Here is a 25,897-nt window from a genome sequence, read left to right as displayed (position 1 = left end):
GATGACGACACCAGTACTCGAAGCCCGTGACGTCACCATGCGCTTCGGCGGCCTCACCGCCGTACGCTCCGTCGACTTCACCGTCAACAGCGGCGAGATCGTCGGACTCATCGGACCCAACGGCGCCGGCAAGACCACCTTCTTCAACTGCCTCACCGGCCTCTACGTCCCCACCGAAGGAACCGTCTCCTACAAAGGAACCGTCCTTCCCCCCAAACCCCACCTGGTCACCCAGGCCGGAATCGCCCGCACATTCCAGAACATCCGGCTCTTCGCCAACATGACCGTCCTGGAAAACGTGCTGATCGGACGGCACACCCGCACCAAAGAAGGACTCTGGTCCGCACTCCTGCGCGGCCCCGGATTCAAGAAAGCGGAAAAAGCGAGCGAAGAACGGGCCATGGAACTGCTCCAGTTCATCGGCCTCGCCCACAAACGCGACCATCTCGCCCGCAATCTCCCCTACGGCGAACAGCGCAAACTGGAGATCGCCCGCGCCCTCGCCAGTGAACCCGGCCTGCTGCTCCTCGACGAGCCCACGGCCGGAATGAACCCCCAGGAAACCCGCGCCACCGAAGAACTCGTCTTCGCCATCCGCGAGCAGAGCATCGCCGTCCTCGTCATCGAGCACGACATGCGGTTCATCTTCAACCTCTGCGACCGCGTCGCCGTCCTCGTCCAGGGCGAGAAACTCATCGAGGGCACCTCCGACGTCGTCCAGGCCGACGAACGCGTCGTCGCCGCCTACCTCGGCGAACCCTTCGAAGGCGCCCCCGGCGACGCGGAGGCCGCCGAGGTCGAGGCGGCCGAGGCGGAAGCCGCCGAGACCGAAGCGGAGCACAGCACCAAGGGAGAAGCCCAGTGACCGCACTCCTGGAGGTCGAGGACCTCAGGGTCGCCTACGGCAAGATCGAGGCCGTCAAAGGCATCTCCTTCAGCGTCGAGGCGGGCGAGGTCGTCACCCTCATCGGCACCAACGGCGCCGGCAAGACCACCACCCTGCGCACCCTCTCCGGCCTGCTCAAACCCAGCGGCGGAAAGATCCTCTTCGACGGCAGGCCGCTCACCGGCGTCCCCGCCCACAAGATCGTCGCCCTCGGACTCGCCCACTCCCCCGAGGGCCGGCACATCTTCCCCCGCCTCAGCATCGCCGAGAACCTCCAGCTCGGCGCCTTCCTCCGCAAGGACAAGGAAGGCATCGAGAAGGACATCCAGCGCGCCTACGACCTCTTCCCCATCCTCGGCGAACGCCGCAAGCAGGCCGCCGGCACCCTCTCCGGCGGCGAACAGCAGATGCTCGCCATGGGCCGCGCCCTCATGTCCCAGCCCAAGCTCCTCATGCTCGACGAACCGTCCATGGGCCTGTCACCCATCATGATGCAGAAGATCATGGCCACGATCGTCGAACTGAAGTCCCAGGGCACCACCATCCTGCTCGTCGAACAGAACGCCCAGGCCGCGCTCTCCCTCGCCGACCAGGGACACGTCATGGAGGTCGGCAACATCGTCCTCTCCGGCACCGGACGGGACCTTCTGCACGACGAATCCGTCCGCAAGGCCTACCTCGGCGAGGACTGAGCCCACCGGACCGCACCCGCCGCACACGCGGAGGCCCGCACCCCGGTCAGGGGGTGCGGGCCTCTCCGTACGCACCGGCGGGCGGGCGCCGCTCAGTCCTCCTCGGACCGCACCGGCTTCCCGCCCTTGGCCGCCTTCTTCTCCTCGCTGTCCTGGATGACCGCCTCCGCCACCTGCTGCATCGACATCCGGCGGTCCATCGACGTCTTCTGGATCCAGCGGAACGCCGCCGGCTCCGTCAGCCCGTACTCCGTCTGCAACACCGACTTCGCCCGGTCCACCAGCTTCCGGGTCTCCAGCCGCTGGGAGAGATCCGCGACCTCCTTCTCCAGCGCCCGCAGCTCCGTGAACCGCGACACCGCCATCTCGATCGCCGGCACCACGTCACTCTTGCTGAACGGCTTCACCAGATACGCCATCGCACCGGCGTCCCGCGCCCGCTCCACCAGATCACGCTGCGAGAACGCCGTCAGCATCAGCACCGGGGCGATGCTCTCCTCGGCGATCTTCTCCGCCGCCGAGATGCCGTCCAGCTTCGGCATCTTCACATCCAGGATCACCAGATCCGGCCGGTGCTCCCGGGCCAGCTCCACCGCCCGCTCACCGTCCCCGGCCTCACCGACGACGCTGTAGCCCTCCTCCTCCAGCATCTCCTTGAGATCGAGACGGATCAGCGCCTCGTCCTCGGCGATGACCACGCGGGTCGTCAGCGGCGGGACATGCGACGTGTCGTCGCCGGCGGCGGCGTCGACGGACTGGGGCGACTCGGGGCCGGTCACGGGGGCGCTCCTTGTTCGGGCAGGCTAGGGGCTGCCCCTAGAGCGTACCTAGCTGCGAGGGCAACTGGTCACCCGGTACACTCCTCACGGGTTGCCCAGCCGGGTTGGCGGAATGGCAGACGCTGATGTCTCAAACACATCTGTCCGAAAGGGCGTGCGGGTTCGAATCCCGCACCCGGCACCTGTAAGCGGAGGATCACGTTCGCGTGGTTCTCCGCTTTTTGCTGCGCGCAGCGAGGGCGGATCACTCACGGTGTTCACATGATCCACCACTGCACAGAGGTGCGACAGACGGCGCTGACCTTGCTGCGGGACGGCGTGAGGAACGCGGACGTGGCCCGTCGGCTGGACGTGCCGCTCGGCACCATCAGCTACTGGAAGCACGTCGACCGCAGGACACGGGGCGAGTGTCCGGGGCAGCACGCCCCGCAGTGCCCGCGCTGCGACGGGAGCGGCCTGGACCGCCCGGCGTACAGCTACCTGCTCGGCCTCTACCTCGGTGACGGCCACATCAGCCACTGCTCCGGACACCGCGTACCCAACCTGATGATCACGTGCGCCGAGTCATGGGGCGGGCTCATGGATGAGTGCGAGCGGGCGATGCGTGCCGTGTTTCCCGGCAACTCCGTCTGCCGGGTCCGCCGCACAGGCTGCCGCAATGTGAAGGTCTACTCCAAGCACCTCCGCTGCCTCTTCCCGCAGCACGGCCCTGGCAAGAAGCATGAACGGCGCATCGCGCTCGAACCCTGGCAGGAGGAGATCGTCGAGGCACACCCCTGGGAGTTCATCAGGGGCCTGATCCACTCGGACGGCTGCCGTATCACCAACTGGACGACCCGTCTCGTCGGAGGTCAGCCCAAGCGCTACGAATATCCCCGGTACTTCTTCACCAACAAGTCGGACGACATCCGGCGGCTCTTCACCGACGCCCTCGACAAAGTGGGCGTCGAGTGGAGCACCCTGGCCCGCGGCAGTGATCCCTTCAACATCTCCGTCGCCCGCAGAGCCTCCGTGGCCCTCATGGACGCGCACATCGGGCCCAAGTACTGACGATCCCCTACCGCGGCCGGTCGTCCTCGCCGATGTGGTGGACGCGGACCAGGTTGGTGGAGCCGGGGACGCCGGGCGGGGAGCCGGCGGTGATGACGACGACGTCGCCCTTCTCGCAGCGGCCGTGGCGCAGGAGGAGTTCGTCGACCTGGGCGACCATGGCGTCGGTGGAGTCGACGTGCGGGCCGAGGAAGGTCTCGACGCCCCAGGTCGCGCTGAGCTGGGAGCGGGTGGCGGGCTCGGGGGTGAAGGCCAGGACGGGGATGGGTGAGCGGTAGCGGGAGAGGCGGCGGGCGGTGTCGCCGGACTGGGTGAAGGCGACGAGGAACCGCGCGCCGAGGAAGTCGCCGATCTCCGCGGCGGCGCGGGCGACGGCGCCGCCCTGGGTGCGGGGCTTGTTGTGCTCGGTCAGCGGGGGCAGGCCGCGGGCGAGGATGACCTCCTCGGCGGCGGCGACGATCTTCGCCATGGTGCGGACGGTGGTGACGGGGTGCTTGCCGACGCTGGTCTCGCCGGAGAGCATCACCGCGTCGGTCCCGTCGATGACGGCGTTGGCGACGTCGCTGGCCTCCGCGCGGGTGGGACGGGAGTTGTCGATCATGGAGTCCAGCATCTGGGTGGCGACGATCACCGGCTTGGCGTTGCGCCGGGCGAGTTCCACGGCGCGCTTCTGCACGATGGGCACCTGTTCGAGGGGCATCTCGACGCCGAGGTCGCCGCGGGCGACCATGATGCCGTCGAAGGCGGCGACGATCTCGTCGACGGCCTCGACCGCCTGCGGTTTCTCGATCTTGGCGATGACGGGCAGGCGGCGGCCCTCCTCGTCCATGATGCGGTGGACGTCGAGGATGTCGCGGCCGCTGCGCACGAACGAGAGCGCGATGACGTCGAAGCCGGTGCGCAGCGCCCAGCGCAGGTCGTCCTCGTCCTTCTTGGACAGGGCGGGGACGGAGACGGCGACGCCGGGGAGGTTGAGGCCCTTGTGGTCGGAGACCATGCCGCCCTCGGTGACGCGGGTGCGGACGCGGGGTCCGTCCACGGCGGTGACCTCGAGGCTGACCTTGCCGTCGTCGACGAGGATGCGCTCGCCGGGGGTGACGTCGGCGGCGAGGCCGGCGTGGGTGGTGCCGCACTGGTGGCGGTCGCCCTCGACGCCTTCTTCGACGGTGATGGTGAAGGTGTCGCCGCGTTCGAGGAGTACGGGTCCTTCGCGGAAGCGGCCGAGGCGGATCTTCGGGCCTTGAAGGTCGGCGAGGAGGCCGATGCTGCGGCCGGTCTCGTCGGCGGCCTTGCGTACGTGCTGGTAGCACTCGTCGTGTTCGGCGTGCTCGCCGTGGCTGAGGTTGAAGCGGGCGACGTCCATTCCGGCGTCGACCAGGGCTTTGATCCGGTCGTACGTGTCGGTGGCGGGCCCCAGGGTACAGACGATCTTCGCTCGGCGCATGGTGTGAGCCTAGGCCTTACCTGTCGGTAGGGATTTGGTGCGACGTGACTGTTCAACGACCTTTGGATGAAGGGTTATTGACAAGTGTTGAAGTGTGCGGGGTGGTGCTCCTCTGAGCGTTCGGCGGGCTTCCGGCGGGGGGCTCGCTCTCGGTCCGGTGTTCTGACGTGTTTACAGTTTGGGCGGTTTCATGGTGAATCGCGCGTTGAGTTGCGCATGGACGTGCTGACGCTGGGGTTCGAGGTCGAGCGGGGCCGCCTCCTCGGGGGCGCCGCCGGGGGCGCCGAAGGCCGCGGCGCGGGCGCGTCCGAGGTACGGCGGGAAGGAGGCGTTGCCCTCGGCGCCGATGTCGGCGATCTCGATGAGGGCCGCGAGGGTGGTGCCGAGGGCTTCGGCGTACTCCTTGGCGCGCTGGACGGCGGCGTGTACGGCCTGTCGGCGGGCCTCGCGGTGGGCGGGTGATCCGGGGCGCAGTTCCCACGAGGGGCCGTCCACTCGGGTGAGGTCCAAGTCGGCCAGTCGGGTGGTGAGTTCGCCGAGGGCGGTGAAGTCGGTGAGTTCGGCGGTGAGGTGGACGGCGCCGTGGTAGGTGCGGACGCGTTCGCCGCGGCCGTGGCGGGCGGGTTCGGGGGCGACGGAGAAGGCGCCGGTCTCCAGCCGTTCGACGGCGGGGCCGTAGGACCGGACGAGGTCGAGGGCGGCGGTGTTGCGGCGGGTGAGGTCGTCGAGGGCGGAGCGGCGGTCCCTGCCGCGGGCGCTGACGGTGATGCCGATGCGGGCGATCTCGGGGTCGACTTCGAGGTGGGCCTCGCCGCGGACAGCGATGCGCGGGGCGTCGGGGGTGCCGTACGGGACGGCGGGGCCGGGTTCCTCGGGGGTGGCGAAGGTCATGTCTCCCACTGTGCCACCGGGTGCCGGGGCGGGGGCACGGGGCGGCGGTCATCAGATCGCAACCTGCGGGGACTGTTGCGCTTCGGCATGTCCCGGCCAGAATCTACGCGCGTCCATCCATGGTCGGTCTACGCGCGTCGTCGGCCGTCCGCGGCCGGTCGCGCTCCGGCCGGCCCGCGGGCCGGTCCTCGCAAGCCGATCCTTCGCAAGGAGAACCAGACATGGCGTTGAACCGCCGGAAGTTCCTGAAGAAGTCCGCCGTGACCGGGGCGGGGGTGGCGCTGGCGGGTGCGGCGGCGGCTCCGGCGGCCGAGGCCGCGACCGCCGGGCACGGCCACGGTCATGGGCACGGGCACCGTCCCCAGCGGTACTCGCTGACCGTGATGGGCACGACGGACCTGCACGGGCACGTCTTCAACTGGGACTACTTCAAGGACGCGGAGTACACGGACGGCGCGGGCAACGCGCAGGGCCTGGCGCGCATCTCGACGCTGGTGAACCAGGTCCGCGAGGAGAAGGGCCGCCGCAACACGCTGCTGCTGGACGCGGGTGACACGATCCAGGGCACCCCGCTGTCGTACTACTACGCGAAGGTGGACCCGATCACCGCCAAGGGCGGTCCGGTGCACCCGATGGCGCAGGCGATGAACGCGATCGGCTACGACGCGGCGGCACTGGGCAACCACGAGTTCAACTACGGCATCGAGACGCTGCGCAAGTTCGAGCAGCAGTGCCGTTTCCCGCTGCTGGGCGCGAACGCGCTGGACGCGAAGACGCAGCGCCCGGCGTTCGCGCCGTACGTCATGAAGACGTTCCATGTGCCGGGTGCCGCGCCGGTGAAGGTGGCCGTGCTGGGACTGACCAACCCGGGCATCGCGATCTGGGACAAGGCGTACGTGCAGGGGAAGCTGACGTTCCCGGGGCTCGAGGAGCAGGCGGCGAAGTGGGTGCCGAAGCTGCGGTCGATGGGCGCGGACGTGGTGATCGTGTCGGCGCACTCGGGTACGTCGGGCCAGTCGTCCTACGGTGACCAGTTGCCGTACGTGGAGGACGCGGCGGCGAACGTGGCCCGGCTGGTGCCGGGGATCGACGCGATCCTGGTGGGGCACGCGCATCTGGAGATCCCGGAGCTGAAGGTCGTCAACGAGAAGTCGGGGAAGACGGTGGTGCTGTCGGAGCCGCTGTGCTTCGCGGAGCGGCTGACCCTGTTCGACATCGAGCTGGTGTTCTCCCGGGGCCGCTGGGAGGTGGAGTCGGTCGCCGCCTCGCTGCGCAACTCGAACTCGGTGCCGGACGACCCGAAGATCACCAGGCTGCTGAAGGACGAGCACAAGAAGGTGGTGCAGTACGTCAACCAGGTCGTCGGGCAGGCCACGCAGACGCTGACGACGGTGGACGCCCGTTACAAGGACGCGCCGATCATCGATCTGATCACCAAGGTCCAGGAGGACGTGGTGAAGGCGGCGCTGGCGGGTACGCAGTACGCCGCGCTGCCGGTGATCGCGCAGGCGTCGCCGTTCTCGCGGACCTCGCAGATCTCGGCGGGCGATGTGACGATCCGGGACCTGTCGAGCCTGTACGTGTACGACAACACGCTGGTGGCGAAGCTGATGACGGGTGCGCAGGTGCGGGAGTACCTGGAGTACTCGGCGGGCTACTACGTGCAGACGGCGGCGGGCGCGCCCGTGGACGTGGAGAAGCTGACGAACGCGGGCGGGCGGCCGGACTACAACTACGACTACGTGTCGGGGCTGGTGTACGACATCGACGTCGCCCAGCCGGCCGGTGCGCGGATCCGGAACCTGACGTTCAATGGTGCCGCGCTGGATGACGCGCAGCAGTTCGTGCTGGCGGTGAACAACTACCGGGCCAATGGCGGCGGCGCGTTCCCGCATGTGGCGGCGGCGAAGGAGCTGTGGTCGGAGTCGACGGAGATCCGTACCCGGATCGCCGAGTGGGCGACGGCGAAGGGTGTGCTGGACCCGAAGGACTTCGCGTCGGTGGACTGGAAGCTGACGCGGGACGGTACGCCGGTGTTCTGACCGGCGGGCCGGTGCACCGGCCCCGCGGCGGTGTGTCCGTGCCGCGGGCAGCGGTGCGGTGGTGGGGGCGCGGCCTCAGGTCCCGTCCGCCAGGGGGGCGAGTGCCTTGAACTGGTGTGCGGGTGGGACCTGGGGCCGCTGCTGTCGCAGGCCGAAGCTGGTGAAGGCGGTGCGGGCGGGCAGCGGGTAGCTGGCCGTGCCGGTGACGGAGTTGAGGATGGTGGCGCTGCGCCAGGCGGCGAGGCCGAGGTCGGGGGCGCCGACGCCGTGGGTGTGGTGTTCGGCGTTCTGCACGTAGACGTGGCAGCCGGCGGCGGTGACGGCGGGGTCGAGGAGGAGGCGGTACTGCTCGTCGACGCGGGGGCGTTCGCTCTGGTCGCGTTGCATGTAGGGGTCGAGCGGAGCGAGGAGGTGGCCCAGGGGGCGGGGCCGGTAGCCGGTGGCGAGGACGACGGCGTCGGTGGTGAGGCGGCTGCGGGCGTCCTGCTGGGGGTGTTCCAGGTGGAGTTCGACCTTGTTGCCCGCGACGCGGCCCGCGGTGCGGACGCGGACGCCGGGGGTGAGGACGGCGTCGGGCCAGCCGCCGTGCAGGGTGCGGTGGTACAGCTCGTCGTGGATGGCGGCGAGGGTGTCCGCGTCCACGCCCTTGTGCAGTTGCCACTGGGCGGGGACGAGCCGGTCGCGGACGGGCTCGGGCAGGGCGTGGAAGTAGCGGGTGTAGTCGGGCGTGAAGTGTTCCAGGCCGAGTTTGGAGTACTCCATGGGGGCGAACGCCTCGGTGCGGCCGATCCAGTGCAGCCGCTCGTGGCCGGCGGGGCGGCCCTTGAGCAGGTCGAGGAAGACCTCGGCGCCCGACTGTCCGGAGCCGACGACGGTGACGTGCCCGGCGGCGAGGAGTGCGTCGCGGTGGTCGAGGTAGTCGGCGGCGTGCACGACGAGGGCGCCGGGGGCGCCGGCCAGGGGGCGCAGCGGTTCGGGTACGTGGGGTTCGGTGCCGACGCCGAGGACGACGTTGCGGGTGTAGGTGCGGCCCAGGGCCTCGGCCTCGCCGTCGCTGTCGAGCTGGGTGAAGTCGACCTCGAAGAGGCGGTGTTCGGGGTTCCAGCGGACGGTGTCGACCTGGTGGCCGTAGTGCAGTGCGGGGAGCTGGTCGGAGACCCAGCGGCAGTAGGCGTCGTACTCGGCGCGCTCGATGTGGAGGCGTTCGGCGAAGTAGAAGGGGAAGAGCCGGTCGCGGTCCTTGAGGTAGTTGAGGAAGGACCAGTGGCTGGCGGGGTCGGCGAGGGTGACGAGGTCGGCGAGGAAGGGCACCTGGAGGCGGGCGCCGTCGATGAGCAGGCCGGGGTGCCAGTCGAAGCGGGCGCGCTGTTCGTAGAAGGCGGTGGACAGGCCGGTGAGGGGGTGGGCGAGGGCGGCCAGGGAGAGGTTGAACGGTCCGACACCGATGCCGACCAGGTCGCGGGGGGCGGTCCGGGTGGGGGTGCGGTCCATCGGGGGGCGGCTCTGCGGCAGCCGGTCGGCGGCCGTCCGGTTCGCCGGGGAGTGCCGGGCCTGGGAGTGCTGGGCCGGGGGGCGGCCGGTCGGCGGGTGGGGGCCGGTCGGGGCGTGGGGGTGGCTCATCGGGGGGTGGTTCCTTCCACCAGTTTCAGCAGGGCGGCCAGGTCGTCGGGCCGGGTGCGGGGGTTGAGGAGGGTGGCCTTGAGCCAGAGCCGGCCGTCCAGGCGGGCCCGGCCGAGGACGGCGCGGCCGTCGGTGAGCAGGCGGCGGCGTACGGCGGCCACGGCGTCGTCGGGGGCCCCGGCGGGCCGGAACAGGACCGTGCTGATGACGGGGCGTCCGCGCAGTTCGAGGCCGGGGTGGTCCTCGACGAGGTCGGCGAGGGTGCGGGCGTGGGCGCAGACCTCGTCGACGAGCGCGCCGAGTCCGGCGCGGCCGAGGGTCTTGAGGGTGACGGCGATCTTGAGGATGTCGGGGCGCCGGGTGGTGCGCAGGGAGCGGCCGAGGAGGTCGGGCAGACCGGCCTCGGTGTCGTCGTCGGCGTTGAGGTAGTCGGCGCGGTGGCGGAGGGCGTCGAGGTCGCCGCTGCGGCGTACGGCGAGGAGCCCGGCGGCGACCGGCTGCCAGCCGAGTTTGTGCAGGTCGAGGGTGATGGTGTGGGCGGCGTCGAGGCCGGTGAGCAGGTGGCGGTGGCGGTCGCTGAACAGGAGGCCGCCGCCGTGCGCGGCGTCGATGTGCAGCCGGGCGCCGTGGGCGGCGCAGAGCGCGGCGATCTCGGGGAGCGGGTCGATGAGTCCGGCGTCGGTGGTTCCGGCGGTGGCGGCGACCAGGAGGGGGGTGCGGGGGGCGCCGGGTCCGGTGAGGGCGGTGAGGGTCTCGGCCAGGGCGGCGGGGTCGAGGGTGCCGGTGGGGGCGGGGACGCGTACGGGGGCGGGCAGGCCGAGCAGCCAGGCGGCGCGGGGCAGGGAGTGGTGGGCGTTGGCGCCGTGGACGAGCCGGAGGCCGCTGCCCCGCTTCTCGCGGGCGAGGAGCAGCGCGAGGTGGTTGGACTCGGTGCCGCCGGTGGTGACGACGGCGTCGGCGCATCCCGCGGTGCGGGCGAGGGCGCGGGTGACGAGGGCTTCGAGCGCGGAGGCGGCGGGTGCCTGGTCCCAGGAGTCGAGCGAGGGGTTGAGGACGGCGGCGGCGAGGTCGGCGGCGACGGCGACGGCCAGGGGCGGGCAGTGCAGGTGGGCGGCGCAGAGCGGGTCGGCGGGGTCGGCGGCGCCCTCGGCCAGGGCGTGCACGAGGGCACGCAGGGCGTCGGGCTCGCCGTACTCGGGCAGTACGACTCCGGCGGCCGCGCGGACCCGGGCGGCGACGGCCTCCGGGCCGCCCGCGGGCAGCGGCCCGCCCCGGGCCGCCCGTCCGCTGTCCAGCGCGCCGAGCACGGTGTCCAGCAGCGGCCGCAGGGCGTGGCGGCCCTCGGGCCCGGAGGCGAGGCTGACCCGCGGTGCGGGCGGGTGCGGAGTGCCCATGGGCTGTCCTTAGGGGTGCGCGGGCCAGGAGCTTCCGGTTTGTCCGTCTGAAGGCGGGGTGCCCGGAAAGTCCAACGAGCGGAGCCCGCCGGGGTATTGCCGCACAGGGAGCACACGGAGCCCGCGCCCCCGGCGCTCGGCCACCCGCCCGAGCGCCGGGGCGTACGGCTCCGCCGGGCTCCGGCGACCGCGGGCTCCGGCGACTCCGGGCACTGGCGCTTCCGGCGACCGCCACCGCGGCGACCGGCGGCGAGCAGGGTTCTCCGACGCCTGCCGCCTGGCCGAACGGGCGCGCGCGGGGGCCTGCGGTACCTGCCTCTCAGGCCCCGAAGTCCTTCCTGTGGTCCTCGGCCCAGGTCGCGAAGGGGCGGGCGGGGGTGCCGGTGATGTCCTCGACCGTGGTGGTGGTCTCGGGGGTGGCGCCGACGGTGTCGCGGAAGGTGGCGAGCAGGCTCTGGAGCATGTGCGGCGGCACGTGCGGGAAGAGTTCGGGGCCGGCCTGCTCGGGGGGCACCTCGGTGTAGGTGAGCGTGCGGCCGAGGGCGCGGCCGATCGCGGCGACCTGGCCGGCGTTGCTGATGGCCGCCGGCCCGCTGAGGCGGTGGGCGGCGCCCTCGTGGCCGCCGTCGAGCAGGACGCGTTCGGCGACGGCGGCGATGTCGTCCTCGTGGATGGGCGCGGTCATGCCGTCCGCGAAGACTCCGCGGACCTCGTCCCCGGCGCGGATCTGCCCGGCCCACTGGAAGGCGTTGGTGGCGAAGGCGCCCGGCCGCAGGAACGTCCACTCCAGGCCGCTCGCCCGGATCTCCCGTTCCGCGGTGGCGTGCAGGACGTGGATGGGGTGGGTCTCGTCGGCGCCCTCCGCGATGATGGCGGAGGAGAGCAGGACGACGTGCCGGATGCCCGCCTCGCGGGCCGCCGCCAGGAAGGCGGCCGTCCGGTCGCCCGCCGCCTGGACGTACAGGAAGAGCTTGTCCGCCCCGGCGAACAGGGCGGCCGGGTCGTCCGGCCGGAACCGCACCACCTCGGCGCCCTCGGGCAGTCCGGCCCGCTGCGGGTCGCGGGTCAGGGCCCGGACGGGCCGGCCGGCGGCGGCCAGGCGCTCGACGAGGGCACGGCCGACGTTGCCGGTGGCGCCGGTGACTACGATCACGGTTTCCTCCGTGGTGGGGCGTGGCGCGGGCGGGCTCCGGACGGTGCGACGGTGTCCGGGCCGGCCCGCGGGCTGATCGTCCTTCCGGGGTCCGAGCCTAGGAAGGACGACCGGCCCGCGCATCGTCGTCAGGGACCAGACGGGGACCAGTCGGGGACCAGACGGGGCCCAGCCGGGTCGTACGTCCCTGGCACTACACCCCTGGCACTACACCCCCGAGCGTGCCGCCGTCTCCTCCGGCTCGCCGGGCTCCGCCCGCTCCCCCGTCCGCCCGGCCTCGCGGACGCGCAGCGCCCGTGCCAGGTCGTCGAGCTGGTCGTCGAGCTTGCGGCGCAGGGCCGGGATCGGGTCGTCCTCACGCAGGCAGGCCCGGCCCAGGCGCAGGTGCTCGGCGTCGACGGCGTGGGCGGGGAAGGCGTAGCGTCCGGCGGCCGCGGCGATGGCGGGACCGCGGCGGGCGGAGAGGGCGACGGCATCCGCGTAGTAGCGGGCCACGTACGGGGCGACGAGGTCGGCCTGTTCGGGCTGCCAGAAGCCCTGGGCGGTGGCGGTGAACAGGTAGTTGGAGAGGTCGTCGGAGGCGAACATCGCCTCCCAGGCGGCCCGCTTGGCCTCCGGGTCGGGCAGCGCGGCGCGGCAGCGGGCGGCGCCCTCCTGGCCGCTGGCGGACGGGTCGCGCTCCAGTTCGGCGGCGATGGCGGACTCGTCGGTGGCGCCGAGGACGGCGAGCCGGGCGAGGACCCGCCAGCGCAGCTCGGGGTCGAGTTCGGGGCCGCCGGGGACGGTGCCGTCGGCGAGCCAGGCGGCGATGGTGTCGGGGTGGGCGGCCACGTCGATGAAGTGGCGTACGGCGATGAGGCGCAGGCCGGGGTGGTCGCCGTCCTCGGTGCGGCGGATCAGGTCGCGGCACACGGAGGCGAGCGTGGCGAGGGCCGCGGGCCGCTGCCCGGGGGCGAGACAGCGGTCGGCGATGTGGACGCGGGCGAAGGAGAGCACGGCCTCGACGAGGGCGAGGTCGCCCTCGCGCGGCAGATGGGCGCGCGCGGTCTCCAGGTAGACGTCGGGGGCCAGTTCGCCGTCGCGTACGGCGTCGCGCAGGGCGTTCCAGACGACGGTGCGGCTCAGCGGGTCGGGCAGGCCGGACAGGTTCTCGCGGACGGTGCGGAAGGACTCGGCGTCGAAGCGGATCTTGGCGTAGGTGAGGTCGCCGTCGTTGAGCAGGAGCAGCGCGGGGCGCGGGCCGCCGGCGCTGATGCCGGCGCCGCCGGTGGCGGGCACGTCGGCTTCCACGCGGGTGCGCAGGGTCAGCCGGCCGGCGTCGTGGAGGTCGTGGTCGTAGACGCCGACGGTGATGCGGTGCGGCCGGGTGCCGCCGCCGGGTGTGAGGCTCCCGGCGTGCTTGAGGCCATCGCGGTCCTTGGCGGCATCGGGCGCGGACCAGGTGCCGGAGCTGCCCCGGTGCGCGATGTCAAGGTGCCAGTCGCCGTGGTCGGCGCGCACGGTGGGGACGAGGGTGTCGACGCCGGTGGTGCGCAGCCATGCCTGGGCCCAGGCGTGGACGTCGCGGTCGGTGGCGGAGGCCAGCGAGTCGATGAAGTCGGCGAGGGTGGCGTTGCCGAACCGGTGGCGGCGGAAGTGGGTGTTGATCCCGGCGAGGAAGTCCTTCTCGCCGAGCCAGGCGACGAGCTGGCGCAGCGCGGAGGCGCCCTTGGCGTAGGAGATGCCGTCGAAGTTGAGCAGGGCGGAGGCGGTGTCGTCGACGGCCTCGGGGGCGACGGGGTGGGTGGTGGGACGCTGGTCGGCGTCGTAGCCCCAGGACTTGCGGGAGAGGCCGAACTCGGTCCAGGTGCCGGTGAAGCGGGTGGCCTCGGCGGTGGTCTGGTAGCCCATGTACTCGGCGAAGGACTCGTTGAGCCAGATGTCGTCCCACCACCTGAGGGTGACGAGGTCGCCGAACCACATGTGGGCCATCTCGTGGGCGATGACCATGGCGCGGGTCTGCCGCTCGGTGTCGGTGACGGCGGAGCGGTAGACGAACTCGTCGCGGAAGGTGACGAGGCCGGGGTTCTCCATGGCGCCCGCGTTGAACTCGGGGACGAAGGCCTGGTCGTAGGAGTCGAAGGGGTAGGGCTCCTCGAACTTCTCGTGGTAGCGGTCGAAGCAGGCGCGGGTGACGTCGAGGATCTCGTCGGCGTCGGCGTCCAGGTGGGGGGCGAGGGAGCGGCGGCAGTGGATGCCGAAGGGCAGACCGCGGTGTTCGGTGCGCACCGAGTGCCAGGGTCCGGCGGCGACGGCGACGAGGTAGGTGGACAGCGGCGGGGTGGTGGCGGCCTTCCAGGCGCCGCCGCCGGTGTGTTCGGCGATGCCGTTGGTGAGGACGGTCCAGCCCTCGGGGGCCTTGACGGTGAGGTCGAAGACGGCCTTGAGGTCGGGCTGGTCGAAGGCGGCGAAGACGCGCTGGACGTCCTCCATGAACAGCTGGGTGTAGACGTAGGTCTCGCCGTCGGAGGGGTCGGTGAAGCGGTGCATGCCCTCGCCGGTGCGGGAGTAGCGCATGGCGGCGTCGAGGCGCAGTTCGTGCTCGCCGGGGGCGAGGTCCGTCAGCGGCAGGCGGTTCCCGTCGAGGCGGGCCGGGTCGAGGGGCTGTCCGTCGAGGGTGGCGGAGCGCAGTTCGGCGGGCTTGAGCTCGACGAAGGTGTCCGTGCCGTCCTGGCCGGTGCGTACGGAGAACCGGATCAGGGTGCGGGAGTCGAAGGTCTCCTCCCCGACGGTGAGGTCGAGGTCGACGTGGTAGTGGTGGACGTCGAGGAGCTGGGCACGGGTCTGCGCTTCGTCGCGCGTGAGTACGGACATGCACGCCATGCTGCCCGATGGCGGGGGCGGGGCACGAGGGGGTTCAAGGGACGGGTCCGGCCGGGGTGCCGGGCGCAGGGGGTGATCTCGCGCGCGGCGGGCGGGTGCCGGCGCGCGCCGGGGCGGCTGGGAGGGGGCGCGGGCGGCCGGCGGCGGACCGGCCCGGGGCCTTCCGGAGCCGGTACGGGCCCCACGGAGCCCTCCTCCGCGCCCCCTCCCGGCCCTCCCGCGGAGCCCTCCTCCGCGCCCCCTCCCGGCCCCCCCGCGGAGCCCTCTTCCGAGCGCCTTTCCGAACCCTTCCCCGAGCCATTTCCGGGTCAGCCCGGCCCGGTCCGGTCCGGCTCAGTCCGGTCCGGCCCGGCCCAGGTCAGGTCAGGTCGCCGGTGTCGCCCGGTCGCCCGCGGAGTCCTCCGCGATGCGCTCGTGGTGGCGGATCACCTCGGCGATGATGAAGTTGAGGAACTTCTCCGCGAAGGCCGGATCGAGTTTGGCGTCCTCGGCGAGGGCACGCAGCCGGGCGATCTGGCGGGACTCGCGGCCCGGATCGGCGGGCGGCAGCTGGTGGGCGGCCTTGAGGTGGCCGACCTGCTGGGTCGCCTTGAACCGCTCGGCGAGCATGTGGACGACGGCCGCGTCGATGTTGTCGATGCTGTCGCGCAGCCGGGCGAGTTCCTGGCGGACCGCGGGGTCGACGTCACCGTTACCGGTGCTGCTGGTGCTCATGGGGGTCAACCCTAGTCAACCCCACGGGGTGGGCGCCGCCTTGATCAGGTGGAGCCGGAGGACCGGTTCTACAGTGGAAGGCAGCGGGGAACCGCTGGAAGAGGTGTCCGGTCGGCTCTGGGGGTGCGGGCATGGCGAACGGCGGGCCGGTCGAGCACGGCTTCCCGCATCTGGAGACGGTGCGGGCCTCGATCACGGCGCTGTACCGGCGGATGTCGTACGAGACCGTCCGGACGTTCGCGACGAGCGTGGCCCCGGCGGACGTGGCGTTCGCCGACACCGACGACCTGCATCTGGGTGCCCAGCGGGTGGCCCATGAGCTGGTGCGGCACTACGGGCTGCCGGACGCCCGGCTGATCGTGAGCTTCCGGGAGATGACGCACGCGGCGAACGTGGAGCTGACGGCGGGCCCCGAGTACTTCGTGGAGCTGAACGACCGGTTCCGTACGCACCGCCGGGACATCGGCGCGGCCCTGGCGCACGAGGTGATGCACGTCTGTCTGCACCGCCTGGACCTGTCCTTCCCGCGCACCCGGGACAACGAGATCCTCACGGACACGGCGGCGACGTACCTGGGCGCGGGCTGGCTGCTGCTGGACGCCTTCCGGGAGGACGGCGCCTCCTCGCAGAAGCTCGGCTATCTGACGCCGGAGGAGTTCGGCTACGTCCTGGCCGAGCGGGCGCTGCTGTTCGGTGAGGATCCCTCGACGTGGTTCACCAGCGCGCAGGGCTACGAGGCGTATGTGAAGGGGCGGGCGCGGGCGGCGAGTGACGCGCGGCGGCCGCCGCTGACGGCCGCGGGCTGGACGGGGCGGCGCCGGTACGCGCGCGACCGCCGGCACGCCCAGGAGCACGGCCCGCTGCCGGACGGGGACACGGGTGTGCCGTACGCGTTCTCGGCGGGCGGGTCGGAGCCGCTGCGGGTGTCGTTCCCGTGTCCGACCTGCCACCAGCGGATCCGGGTGCCGGTGCGGGGCCGGGTCAGGGCGCGGTGCGGGCTGTGCCGGACGGTGCTGGAGTGCGACACGTGAGGCGCGGGGCTGCGGATGCGCACGTGACGTCCTTCACAGGGGGCGATACGGCGTCCGGTCTCCTGTGACCGTGTGATCTCTTATCGTCACTGCCATGACGATCAACGAGGTTTTCCGGATCGGCGGCGATGTGGAGGTGCGCCGGATCGGTTTCGGCGCCATGCGGCTTGCGGACACGGAGCACGAGCGCTCCCGTGCGGCCGCGCCGGTGTGGCGGGGGCCCGCGGACCGGGCCACGGCGCTTCAGGTGCTGCGCACGGCGGCCGAGTCGGGGGTGGACCTGTTCGACACGGCGGACGCCTACGCGCTGGGCGCCAACGAGGAGTTACTGGCGCAGGCGCTGCACCCGTACCGCGACGGCGTGGCCCTGGCCACCAAGACGGGGGTGCTGCGGCCGAGCGCCGCGGAGTGGATCCCGCACGGGCATCCGGCGTATCTGCGCCAGCAGGCCGAGCTGAGTCTGCGGCGGCTGCGCACCGACCGCATCGATCTGCTCCAGTTGCACCGCATCGACCCGGCGTATCCGCTGGCGGACCAGATCGGCGCGCTGCGGCAGCTCCAGGAGGAGGGCAAGGTGCGGCACATCGGGCTGTCGGAGGTGACGGTCGCGCAGCTGACGGCCGCCTCCGCCGTCGCCCCGATCGCGAGTGTGCAGAACCTGTACAACCTGGCGGAGCGCGGCCATGACGCGGTGGTGGACCACACCGCGCGCCTGGGCATCGCGTTCCTGCCGTACTTCCCCGTGGCCCGGGGCGCGCACGCCGCGGACGGCGGTGCGCCGGCCGCGGTCGCGGACGAACTGGGCGCGACCCCGGCGCAGGTCGCCCTGGCCTGGCTGCTGCACCGCTCGCCCAATGTGATCCCCATTCCGGGGACGTCCTCGGCGGCGCACGCGGCGGAGAACGCGGGCGCCCTGCGGCTGTCCCTGACCGAGGAGCAGGTCCGCCGGATCGGCGCGGGCGTGCGCGTGTGACGTGCCGCGCGGCGCGGGCGGCCGGTCTCAGTCCCGTACGATCCCCGCGGCGCGGGCCGCCGCGAGCCACTGCGGGAACTCGCCGACGAGCCGGTCGTACAGCTCCTCGTCGGACATCCGGCGCGGGTCGCGGCCGGCCGGGAAGAAGCCCGCGTTGTCGACGACGCGCCGCGCGGGCACGGCGAGTTCGTCGAGCCGGCGCAGGAAGTCGAACTGCCGGCTGCGGGCGTTGCCGAAGCCGATGAACTGCCAGAAGAGCGGAAGCTTCGCGGCCTTGCACAGATGGCGTTCGGCGGCGGCCTTGCTGGAGGGGCCACCGTCCGTCTGGAAGACCACCAGGGCGGGGTCGGTGGCGCCGCAGTCGAGGTAGTGGTCGATGACGGCGTCCATGGCGACGTCGTAGTGGGTGCGGCCCATGTGGCCGAGACCGGCCGCGACGCGCTGGACGCTGCCCTCGTGGTCGGCGAGGGCGATCTCGGTGACGGCGTCGACGCCGGTGGAGAAGAACACCACCGGGACGCGGCCGTCGTCGTCGAGATGGGCGGCCAGGCCCAGCACCCGGTCGGCGAGCGCCTGCACGCTGCCGTCGCGGTAGTACGGGCTCATGGAGCCGGAGTGGTCCAGGACGAGGTAGACGGCGGCCCGCTGACCGGTGAGGCCGTGCTTGGTGAGGGAGACCCCCGCGCTCTTGTAGAGGCTGACCAGCGCGGGCGCCGTCTCCTCCACCTTGCTCAGACTGATCGCGGCCATGTGTCCCGCGCCTCCCCCGTGTCCCGTGTGTCCCGCTCATCAGGACGCCGGGCGGGGCCGCGCGGTTTCGGACATGTGACGGCGCCTGCCCTGTTGTCCGGTCGGGGACGGGCGGGCAGGCGCCGGCGGTGTTCCGTACGCCGTTGTACGGGACGTCTGTGTCGGCCGCGCGTCAGACCATGAGCGAGCGGTCCGTCGGGCGGATCGGGGCCGGCAGGTCGCTGGCGCCCGTCAGGTGGCGGTCGGCGCCGCGGGCGGCCGAGCGGCCCTCCGCGATCGCCCATACGATGAGCGACTGGCCGCGGCCCGCGTCACCGGCCACGAACACGCCGGGCACGTTGGTCTGGAAGTCGGCGTCGCGGGCGATGTTACCCCGTTCGTCGAGCTCCAGGCCGAACTGCTCGACCAGGCCGTTGTCCCGGTCGGTGCCGGTGAAGCCCATGGCGAGGGTGACCAGCTGGGCCGGGATCTTGCGTTCGGTGCCCGGCTTCTGGGTGAGCTTGCCGTCGGTGAACTCGACCTCGGCCAGGTGCAGCCACTGTACGTTGCCGTCCTCGTCGCCCTCGAAGTGGGTCGTGGAAGCGGAGTAGATCCGCTCGCCGCCCTCCTCGTGGGCCGAGGTGACCTTGTAGAGGATCGGGAAGGTGGGCCAGGGCTGGCCGACCGGGTGCCGCTCCTCGTTGGGGCGGGGCATGATCTCCAGCTGGGTGACGGAGGCCGCGCCCTGGCGGTGGGCGGTGCCCACGCAGTCCGCGCCGGTGTCGCCGCCGCCGATGACGACGACGTGCTTGCCAGCGGCCGAGATCGGCGGGCTGACGTAGTCGCCCTCCTGGACCTTGTTGGCCAGCGGCAGGTACTCCATCGCCTGGTGGACGCCCTTGAGTTCGCGGCCCGGGACGGACAGGTCGCGGGCGGTGGTGGCACCGGCGGCGATGACGACGGCGTCGTAGCGCTTCTTCAGGGCGGTGGCCGAGATGTCGCGGCCGACCTCGACGCCGGTACGGAAGCGGGTGCCCTCCGCGCGCATCTGCTCGATACGGCGGTTGATGTGCCGCTTCTCCATCTTGAACTCGGGGATGCCGTACCGCAGCAGGCCGCCGATGCGGTCGGCGCGCTCGTAGACGGCGACGGTGTGGCCGGCCCGGGTGAGCTGCTGGGCGGCGGCCAGTCCGGCCGGGCCCGAGCCGATGACGGCGACGGTCTTGCCGGACAGGCGCTCGGGGATCTGCGGGGCGACGTCCCCGGTCTCCCACGCCTTGTCGATGATGGAGACCTCGACGTTCTTGATGGTGACCGGCTGCTGGTTGATGCCGAGCACGCACGCCGACTCGCAGGGGGCGGGGCAGAGGCGGCCGGTGAACTCCGGGAAGTTGTTGGTCGCGTGCAGCCGCTCCTGGGCGGCGGCCCAGTCCCCGCGGTAGGCGTAGTCGTTCCACTCGGGGATGAGGTTCCCGAGCGGGCAGCCGTTGTGGCAGAACGGAATGCCGCAGTCCATGCACCGGCTGGCCTGCTTGCTGATGACCGGCAGCAGGGAGCCGGGGACGTAGACCTCGTTCCAGTCCTTGACGCGCTCCTCGACCGGGCGGGAGGTGGCGACCTCGCGGCCGTGGTTCAGAAAGCCCTTCGGATCAGCCATTGATCGCCGCCTCCATCATCTTCTCGGTGATCTCGGTCTCGGACAGACCGTCTCGCTCGGCGGCGTCCTTGGCGGCGAGCACTGCCTTGTACGTACGGGGGATGATCTTGCTGAAGCGGGCGGCGGCGGCCGGCCAGTCGGCGAGCAGCTTCGCGGCGACCGTGGAGCCGGTCTCCTCGGCGTGCCGGCGCACCACGTCGTGCAGCCACCGCAGGTCGGTCTCGTCCGGTGCCTCGACGGCGTCCAGGTTGCCGGCGTTGACGTGGTCGCGGTCCAGGTCGATCACGTAGGCGACGCCGCCGGACATGCCGGCCGCGAAGTTGCGTCCGGTCTCGCCGAGGACCACCGCGTGGCCGCCGGTCATGTACTCGCAGCCGTGGTCGCCCACGCCCTCGGAGACGACCAGCGCGCCGGAGTTGCGGACGCAGAAGCGCTCGCCGGTGCGGCCGCGCAGGAACATCTCGCCGCCGGTGGCGCCGTAGGCGAGGGTGTTGCCCGCGATGACGCTGTACTCGGCGAGGTGGTCGGCGGCGCGGTCGGGGCGGACGACGATCCGGCCGCCGGACAGGCCCTTGCCGACGTAGTCGTTGGCGTCGCCCTCCAGGCGCAGGGTGATGCCGCGCGGCAGGAAGGCGCCGAAGGACTGGCCCGCGGAGCCGGTGAAGGTGATGTCGACGGTGTCGTCGGGCAGTCCGGCGCCGCCGAACTTCTTGGTCACCTCGTGGCCGAGCATGGTGCCGACGGTGCGGTTGATGTTGCGGATGGCGACCTGGGCGCGCACCGGCTGGGCGTCGGCCGCGGAACCGGCGGCCAGGGCGTCGGCGGCGAGCCGGATCAGCTCGTTGTCGAGGGCCTTCTCCAGGCCGTGGTCCTGGGCGGTCACCCGGTGGCGGGCGGCGCCCTCGGGCAGCTCGGGCACGTGGAACAGCGGTGCCAGGTCCAGGCCCTGCGCCTTCCAGTGGTCGACGGCGCGGGTGACGTCGAGGATCTCGGCGTGGCCGACGGCCTCCTCGATGGAGCGGAAGCCCAGCTCGGCGAGGATCTCGCGGACCTCCTCGGCGATGAACTTGAAGAAGTTCACCACGTACTCGGCCTTGCCGGCGAAGCGGTCGCGCAGCACCGGGTTCTGGGTGGCGATGCCGACGGGGCAGGTGTCCAGGTGGCAGACGCGCATCATGACGCAGCCGGAGACGACGAGCGGCGCGGTGGCGAAACCGAACTCCTCGGCGCCCAGCAGCGCGGCGATGACGACGTCGCGGCCGGTCTTGAGCTGGCCGTCGGTCTGGACGACGATCCGGTCGCGCAGGCCGTTGAGCAGCAGGGTCTGCTGGGTCTCGGCCAGGCCCAGCTCCCAGGGGCCGCCCGCGTGCTTGAGCGAGGTCAGCGGGGAGGCGCCGGTGCCGCCGTCGTGGCCGGAGATCAGCACGACGTCCGCGTGGGCCTTGGACACACCGGCCGCGACCGTGCCGACGCCGACCTCGGAGACCAGCTTCACATGGATGCGGGCGGCCGGGTTGGCGTTCTTGAGGTCGTGGATCAGCTGGGCCAGGTCCTCGATGGAGTAGATGTCGTGGTGCGGCGGCGGGGAGATCAGGCCGACGCCGGGCGTGGAGTGCCGGGTCCTGGCCACCCACGGGTACACCTTGTGGCCGGGCAGCTGGCCGCCCTCGCCGGGCTTGGCGCCCTGGGCCATCTTGATCTGGATGTCGTCGGAGTTGACCAGGTACTCGCTGGTCACGCCGAAGCGGCCGGAGGCGACCTGCTTGATGGACGAGCGGCGCGCCGGGTCGTACAGGCGCTCGGCGTCCTCGCCGCCCTCCCCGGTGTTGGACTTGCCGCCCAGCTGGTTCATGGCGATGGCGAGGGTCTCGTGCGCCTCCTGGGAGATGGAGCCGTACGACATGGCGCCGGTGGAGAAGCGCTTGACGATCTCGGAGACCGGCTCGACCTCCTCCACGGGGATCGGTGTCCGGCCAAAGGCGCCGTTCTCAGCTGTCTTCAGGGCGAACAGGCCGCGCAGCGTCATCAGCCGCTCGGACTGCTCGTTCACGCGGTCGGTGTACTTCTTGAAGATGTCGTAGCGGCCCGAGCGCGTGGAGTGCTGGAGGCGGAAGACGGTCTCCGGGTCGAACAGGTGCGGTTCGCCCTCGCGGCGCCACTGGTACTCGCCGCCGATGTCCAGCGCGCGGTGGGCGGGCGCGATGCCGGAGGCCGGGTAGGCCTTGGCGTGGCGGGCGGCGACCTCCCGGGCGATGACGTCGATGCCGACGCCGCCGATCTTGGTGGTGGTGCCGTTGAAGTACTTCTCGACGAAGCCCGCGTCCAGGCCGACGGCCTCGAAGACCTGGGCGCCACGGTAGGAGGCGACGGTGGAGATGCCCATCTTGGACATGACCTTGAGGACGCCCTTGCCGAGGGCGTAGATCAGGTTGCGGATGGCCTGCTCGGACTCCATGCCGGGCAGGAAGGTGCCGGCCCGGACCAGGTCCTCGACGGACTCCATCGCCAGGTACGGGTTGACGGCGGCGGCGCCGTAGCCGATGAGCAGGGCGACGTGGTGGACCTCGCGGACGTCGCCGGCCTCGACCAGCAGGCCCACGTGGGTGCGCTGCTTGGTGCGGATGAGGTGGTGGTGGACGGCCGCGGTGAGCAGCAGCGACGGGATCGGCGCGTGCTCGGCGTCGGAGTGCCGGTCGGACAGGACGATCAGGCGGGCGCCGTTGTCGATGGCGGCGTCGGCCTCGGCGCAGATCTCGTCGATGCGCGCGGCCAGCGCCTGGCCGCCGCCGGAGACCCGGTACAGACCGGAGAGGGTCGCGGCCTTGAAGCCGGGCATGTCGCCGTCGGCGTTGATGTGGATGAGCTTGGCCAGCTCGTCGTTGTCGATCACCGGGAAGGGCAGGACGACGCTGCGACAGGAGGCCGCGGTGGGCTCCAGCAGGTTGCCCTGCGGGCCGAGCGAGCTGCGCAGCGAGGTGACCAGTTCCTCGCGGATGGCGTCCAGCGGCGGGTTGGTGACCTGCGCGAACAGCTGGGTGAAGTAGTCGAAGAGCAGCCGCGGGCGCTCGGAGAGCGCGGCGATGGGGCTGTCGGTGCCCATGGAGCCGATCGGCTCGGCGGCGGCCTTGGCCATCGGCGCGAGGATGACGCGCAGCTCTTCCTCGGTGTAGCCGAAGGTCTGCTGGCGGCGGGTGACCGAGGCGTGGGTGTGCACGATGTGCTCGCGCTCGGGCAGGTCGCCCAGCTCGATCTCGCCGGCCTCCAGCCACTCGGCGTACGGGTTCTCCACGGCGAGGGACGCCTTGATCTCGTCGTCCTCGATGATGCGGTGCTCGGCGGTGTCCACGAGGAACATGCGGCCGGGCTGGAGGCGGCCCTTGCGCACGACGCGGGCCGGGTCGATGTCGAGGACGCCGACCTCGGAGCCGAGGACGACGAGGCCGTCGTCGGTGACCCAGTAGCGGCCGGGGCGCAGGCCGTTGCGGTCGAGCACGGCGCCGACCTGGGTGCCGTCGGTGAAGGTGACGCAGGCCGGGCCGTCCCAGGGCTCCATCATCGTGGAGTGGTACTCGTAGAAGGCGCGGCGGGCCGGGTCCATGGAGGCGTGGTTCTCCCACGCCTCGGGGATCATCATCAGCACCGCGTGCGGCAGGGAGCGGCCGCCCAGGTGCAGCAGTTCCAGCACCTCGTCGAAGGACGCGGAGTCGGAGGCGTCGGGCGTGCAGACCGGGAAGATCCGGTCGATCGCCTTGTCCCGGCCGCCGAACAGCTCGGAGTGCAGCCGGGACTCGCGGGCGCGCATCCAGTTGCGGTTGCCCTTGACGGTGTTGATCTCGCCGTTGTGGGCGACGAACCGGTAGGGGTGGGCGAGCGGCCAGCTCGGGAAGGTGTTGGTGGAGAAGCGGGAGTGGACGAGGGCGACGGCCGAGGCGAAGCGGCGGTCGGACAGGTCCGGGAAGAAGGGCTCCAGCTGGCCGGTGGTGAGCATCCCCTTGTAGACGAGGGTGCGGGAGGACAGCGAGGGGAAGTAGACGCCCGCCTCGCGCTCGGCGCGCTTGCGCAGCACGAACGCCCTGCGGTCCAGGGCGATGCCCTCGCTGGTGCCGTCGCCGACGAAGAGCTGGCGGAAGACGGGCATGGTGGAGCGGGCGGTGGCGCCGAGGAGCGCGGGGGCGACGGGGACCTCGCGCCAGCCGAGGACGGTCAGGCCCTCGTCGGCGGCGATCGTCTCGATCTGTGAGACGGCCTCGGCGGTGCCGTCCTCGGGCAGGAAGGCGATGCCCACGGCGTAGGCGCCGGCGGCGGGCAGTTTGAATCCGGCCACTTCGCGCAGGAACGCGTCGGGCACCTGGGAGAGGATGCCGGCGCCGTCGCCCGAGTCGGGCTCGGAACCGGTGGCGCCGCGGTGCTCCAGGTTGCGCAGCACGGTGAGCGCCTGCTCGACCAGCGCATGGCTCGCCTCGCCGGTGAGGGTGGCCACGAAGCCGACGCCGCAGGCGTCGTGCTCGTTGCGGGGGTCGTACATACCCTGCGCAGCAGGGCGAGCATCCATGAACGACCAGTTTCGGCCGTTCGTGGAGTGCTGGGACGGCTGGCGCGGCGTACGCATCGGCTCTCCCGTCGTCGTCATCTGGCATGTGCTGGTGCCGAGGGACGACGTTGGCCCTCTGCTGAAGTGCGAAATTTGGTGCAGGTTACATGATGGAGCGGGTCCCGGAAAGTGGATACTTCGTTCCAGCATGCGGACACCGCGGGGTCGACGGCGGGGTCTCCGCGCCCGGCGGTGGAGGTCTCGGCTGGGGGGTCTGCGGGGGCGGGATCGGTCAGATCCCCGTCCGTCGGCCGGACCCGGGAGGCGGGACGGGCGGCGTCGCGCCCACCCCAGGGGGTGTGCTCCGGGCCTCTTTGCCCACAGCGCTTACGGCTCATGCCCGGTGGTCACACACTCGAAACCAGCGGGAAACGGTTACTTATGCAGTGCAGGGCATAAGTTCCGGTGACGTCATCCTACGGCCGTTCCGAACGCGGTGCCCAGGGCGTACGTCACACCGGCGGCGGCACCACCCAGGGCAAGCTGCCGCACCCCGCTGTACCACCAGCTCCGCGCGGTCACCTTGGCCACCACCGCGCCGCACGCGAAGAGCCCGGCCAGGGCGAGCAGCACGGCGGGCCACAGCGCGTCGGCACCGAGCAGATAGGGCAGCAGCGGCAGCAGCGCCCCCAGGGCGAAGGAGCCGAACGAGGAGACCGCGGCGACCAGCGGCGAGGGCAGGTCGCCCGGGTCGATGCCCAGCTCCTCGCGGGCGTGGATCTCCAGGGCCTGCTCCGGGTCCTGGGAGAGCTGGCGGGCCACCTCGCGCGCCAGCTCGGGCTGGACGCCGCGCGCCATGTAGAGGGCGGCCAGCTCGTCCTCCTCGTCCTGCGGGTGCTTGCGCAGCTCGCGCCGCTCGACGTCCAGCTCGGCCTCGACCAGCTCCCGCTGGGAGGCGACGGAGGTGTACTCGCCGGCCGCCATGGAGAAGGCTCCGGCGGCCAGACCGGCGAACCCGGTGAGGACGATGGTGTGGTGGCTCACCGCGCCGCCCGCGACACCGGTCATCAGGGCCAGGTTGGAGACCAGGCCGTCCATCGCCCCGAAGACCGCCGGGCGCAGCCAGCCGCCGTTCACATCGCGGTGCGTGTGGTTGTCCCGGTGCGCCTCGTGCAGGGTCGCTTCGGTGTCGAGGATGGCCATGAGAGTCCCCCAGAATGCTTAGGCAAGGCTTGCTTTTGGACTGGTTCTACTTTTCGACAACACCGAATCTACGCCCCGGCATTCCGCGCCGCCAGCAAGGAAAGGCTGGGCTAACCTGCGGCTTTACCTGACTTTGCTCATCCGTGCGGGGCCCTGCCCAGATGTCGTACGGGTGACAGCGGGCCGCTCCAGGCTGCGACCGGACCGCCGCCGGGGACACCTGTCCAAAGCACCCGGAGGATCCGA

18 protein-coding genes and 1 tRNA gene are annotated in these 25,897 nt (G+C 71.8%); 7 read left to right on the top strand and 12 right to left on the bottom strand.

Annotated elements, in window-relative coordinates; genetic code table 11:
- Position 1: 1 nt before the first annotated feature.
- Positions 2 to 865 (top strand): ABC transporter ATP-binding protein, encoded by an 864-nt coding sequence (locus B086_RS0116630; protein WP_026252493.1) that lies wholly within the window; start codon positions 2 to 4, stop codon positions 863 to 865.
- Positions 862 to 1,578: an ABC transporter ATP-binding protein gene (locus tag B086_RS0116625; protein WP_018567554.1), complete on the top strand. Its 717-nt coding sequence runs from the start codon at positions 862 to 864 to the stop codon at positions 1,576 to 1,578. The genes B086_RS0116630 and B086_RS0116625 overlap by 4 nt, the downstream gene beginning before the upstream one ends.
- 92 nt (positions 1,579 to 1,670) lie before the next feature.
- Here the strand turns inward: B086_RS0116625 and B086_RS0116620 are convergent, their stop codons facing one another.
- Positions 1,671 to 2,357, bottom strand: a complete 687-nt coding sequence (locus B086_RS0116620; protein WP_018567553.1) for an ANTAR domain-containing response regulator — start codon at positions 2,355 to 2,357, stop codon at positions 1,671 to 1,673.
- Between the two features lie 98 nt (positions 2,358 to 2,455).
- Between B086_RS0116620 and B086_RS0116615 the strand changes: the two genes are divergently transcribed.
- Both B086_RS0116615 and B086_RS0116610 read left to right on the top strand, forming a co-directional pair.
- Positions 2,456 to 2,538, top strand: a tRNA-Leu gene (locus tag B086_RS0116615).
- An 80-nt stretch (positions 2,539 to 2,618) separates the two neighbouring features.
- Positions 2,619 to 3,407: a hypothetical protein gene (locus B086_RS0116610; RefSeq protein ID WP_018567552.1), complete on the top strand. Its 789-nt coding sequence runs from the start codon at positions 2,619 to 2,621 to the stop codon at positions 3,405 to 3,407.
- Positions 3,408 to 3,414: 7 nt separating this feature from the next.
- Here B086_RS0116610 and pyk read toward each other — a convergent pair whose 3' ends face one another.
- Together pyk and B086_RS0116600 are read right to left on the bottom strand one after the other, a co-directional pair.
- Positions 3,415 to 4,851, bottom strand: a complete 1,437-nt coding sequence (gene pyk, locus B086_RS0116605) for a pyruvate kinase (protein ID WP_018567551.1) — start codon at positions 4,849 to 4,851, stop codon at positions 3,415 to 3,417.
- A 171-nt stretch (positions 4,852 to 5,022) separates the two neighbouring features.
- Positions 5,023 to 5,742 carry an SIMPL domain-containing protein gene (locus B086_RS0116600; RefSeq protein WP_018567550.1) on the bottom strand — a complete coding sequence of 240 codons (720 nt, stop codon included), beginning with the start codon at positions 5,740 to 5,742 and terminating at the stop codon, positions 5,023 to 5,025.
- 221 nt (positions 5,743 to 5,963) lie between these two features.
- Here B086_RS0116600 and B086_RS0116595 point away from each other — a divergent pair, with 221 nt between their 5' ends.
- Positions 5,964 to 7,784 carry a bifunctional metallophosphatase/5'-nucleotidase gene (locus B086_RS0116595; RefSeq protein WP_018567549.1) on the top strand — a complete coding sequence of 607 codons (1,821 nt, stop codon included), beginning with the start codon at positions 5,964 to 5,966 and terminating at the stop codon, positions 7,782 to 7,784.
- Positions 7,785 to 7,859: 75 nt separating this feature from the next.
- On the opposite strand, the gene B086_RS0116590 is transcribed toward B086_RS0116595, so the two are convergent.
- From B086_RS0116590 to B086_RS0116570, 5 genes are all read right to left on the bottom strand, one after another.
- Positions 7,860 to 9,404 (bottom strand): SidA/IucD/PvdA family monooxygenase, encoded by a 1,545-nt coding sequence (locus B086_RS0116590; RefSeq protein WP_018567548.1) that lies wholly within the window; start codon positions 9,402 to 9,404, stop codon positions 7,860 to 7,862.
- Positions 9,401 to 10,798: a pyridoxal phosphate-dependent decarboxylase family protein gene (locus tag B086_RS0116585; RefSeq protein WP_018567547.1), complete on the bottom strand. Its 1,398-nt coding sequence runs from the start codon at positions 10,796 to 10,798 to the stop codon at positions 9,401 to 9,403. The genes B086_RS0116590 and B086_RS0116585 overlap by 4 nt, the downstream gene beginning before the upstream one ends.
- Positions 10,799 to 11,117: 319 nt before the next feature.
- The gene (locus B086_RS0116580) at positions 11,118 to 11,951 is read right to left on the bottom strand and encodes an NAD(P)H-binding protein (RefSeq protein ID WP_018567546.1); all 834 of its coding nucleotides are present in this window, start codon (positions 11,949 to 11,951) and stop codon (positions 11,118 to 11,120) included.
- 207 nt (positions 11,952 to 12,158) lie between these two features.
- Positions 12,159 to 14,813, bottom strand: coding sequence for an aminopeptidase N (gene pepN, locus B086_RS40135; protein ID WP_018567545.1), 2,655 nt, complete (start codon positions 14,811 to 14,813; stop codon positions 12,159 to 12,161).
- A gap of 363 nt (positions 14,814 to 15,176) precedes the next feature.
- Positions 15,177 to 15,527 (bottom strand): chorismate mutase, encoded by a 351-nt coding sequence (locus tag B086_RS0116570; protein WP_018567544.1) that lies wholly within the window; start codon positions 15,525 to 15,527, stop codon positions 15,177 to 15,179.
- 131 nt (positions 15,528 to 15,658) lie between these two features.
- Between B086_RS0116570 and B086_RS0116565 the strand changes: the two genes are divergently transcribed.
- Together B086_RS0116565 and B086_RS0116560 are read left to right on the top strand one after the other, a co-directional pair.
- The gene (locus B086_RS0116565) at positions 15,659 to 16,558 is read left to right on the top strand and encodes a hypothetical protein (RefSeq protein WP_018567543.1); all 900 of its coding nucleotides are present in this window, start codon (positions 15,659 to 15,661) and stop codon (positions 16,556 to 16,558) included.
- A gap of 94 nt (positions 16,559 to 16,652) precedes the next feature.
- Entirely contained in the window at positions 16,653 to 17,531 is an 879-nt protein-coding gene (locus tag B086_RS0116560; protein WP_018567542.1) for an aldo/keto reductase, read from the top strand.
- Positions 17,532 to 17,558: 27 nt separating this feature from the next.
- Here the strand turns inward: B086_RS0116560 and B086_RS0116555 are convergent, their stop codons facing one another.
- The 4 genes from B086_RS0116555 to B086_RS0116540 all read right to left on the bottom strand — a co-directional run bounded on the left by B086_RS0116555 (position 17,559) and on the right by B086_RS0116540 (position 25,651).
- Complete coding sequence (locus tag B086_RS0116555) at positions 17,559 to 18,281, bottom strand: vWA domain-containing protein (protein ID WP_018567541.1); 723 nt, start codon at positions 18,279 to 18,281, stop codon at positions 17,559 to 17,561.
- A gap of 172 nt (positions 18,282 to 18,453) precedes the next feature.
- Entirely contained in the window at positions 18,454 to 19,917 is a 1,464-nt protein-coding gene (locus B086_RS0116550) for a glutamate synthase subunit beta (protein WP_018567540.1), read from the bottom strand.
- Positions 19,910 to 24,442 carry a glutamate synthase large subunit gene (gene gltB / locus B086_RS0116545; protein ID WP_018567539.1) on the bottom strand — a complete coding sequence of 1,511 codons (4,533 nt, stop codon included), beginning with the start codon at positions 24,440 to 24,442 and terminating at the stop codon, positions 19,910 to 19,912. The genes B086_RS0116550 and gltB overlap by 8 nt, the downstream gene beginning before the upstream one ends.
- 477 nt (positions 24,443 to 24,919) lie before the next feature.
- The gene (locus B086_RS0116540; protein ID WP_018567538.1) at positions 24,920 to 25,651 is read right to left on the bottom strand and encodes a VIT1/CCC1 transporter family protein; all 732 of its coding nucleotides are present in this window, start codon (positions 25,649 to 25,651) and stop codon (positions 24,920 to 24,922) included.
- Positions 25,652 to 25,897 lie beyond the last annotated feature (246 nt).

The organism is Streptomyces sp. PsTaAH-124, from assembly GCF_000373685.1.
Classification (GTDB): domain Bacteria; phylum Actinomycetota; class Actinomycetes; order Streptomycetales; family Streptomycetaceae; genus Streptomyces; species Streptomyces andamanensis.
Note: the sequence above shows the minus strand (reverse complement) of the source record. Positions and strands in the feature narration are given on the sequence as shown.

Coding starts and splice junctions, on each gene's coding strand:
- B086_RS0116600 (WP_018567550.1), bottom strand. CDS start 5,742: ATGACCTTCGCCACCCCCGAGGAACCCGGCCCCGCCGTCCCGTACGGC.
- B086_RS0116565 (WP_018567543.1), top strand. CDS start 15,659: ATGGCGAACGGCGGGCCGGTCGAGCACGGCTTCCCGCATCTGGAGACG.
- pyk (WP_018567551.1), bottom strand. CDS start 4,851: ATGCGCCGAGCGAAGATCGTCTGTACCCTGGGGCCCGCCACCGACACG.
- gltB (WP_018567539.1), bottom strand. CDS start 24,442: ATGTACGACCCCCGCAACGAGCACGACGCCTGCGGCGTCGGCTTCGTG.
- B086_RS0116560 (WP_018567542.1), top strand. CDS start 16,653: ATGACGATCAACGAGGTTTTCCGGATCGGCGGCGATGTGGAGGTGCGC.
- B086_RS0116590 (WP_018567548.1), bottom strand. CDS start 9,404: ATGAGCCACCCCCACGCCCCGACCGGCCCCCACCCGCCGACCGGCCGC.
- B086_RS0116540 (WP_018567538.1), bottom strand. CDS start 25,651: ATGGCCATCCTCGACACCGAAGCGACCCTGCACGAGGCGCACCGGGAC.
- B086_RS0116555 (WP_018567541.1), bottom strand. CDS start 18,281: ATGGCCGCGATCAGTCTGAGCAAGGTGGAGGAGACGGCGCCCGCGCTG.
- B086_RS0116570 (WP_018567544.1), bottom strand. CDS start 15,527: ATGAGCACCAGCAGCACCGGTAACGGTGACGTCGACCCCGCGGTCCGC.
- B086_RS0116630 (WP_026252493.1), top strand. CDS start 2: ATGACGACACCAGTACTCGAAGCCCGTGACGTCACCATGCGCTTCGGC.
- B086_RS0116550 (WP_018567540.1), bottom strand. CDS start 19,917: ATGGCTGATCCGAAGGGCTTTCTGAACCACGGCCGCGAGGTCGCCACC.
- pepN (WP_018567545.1), bottom strand. CDS start 14,813: ATGGCGTGCATGTCCGTACTCACGCGCGACGAAGCGCAGACCCGTGCC.
- B086_RS0116585 (WP_018567547.1), bottom strand. CDS start 10,798: ATGGGCACTCCGCACCCGCCCGCACCGCGGGTCAGCCTCGCCTCCGGG.
- B086_RS0116595 (WP_018567549.1), top strand. CDS start 5,964: ATGGCGTTGAACCGCCGGAAGTTCCTGAAGAAGTCCGCCGTGACCGGG.
- B086_RS0116610 (WP_018567552.1), top strand. CDS start 2,619: ATGATCCACCACTGCACAGAGGTGCGACAGACGGCGCTGACCTTGCTG.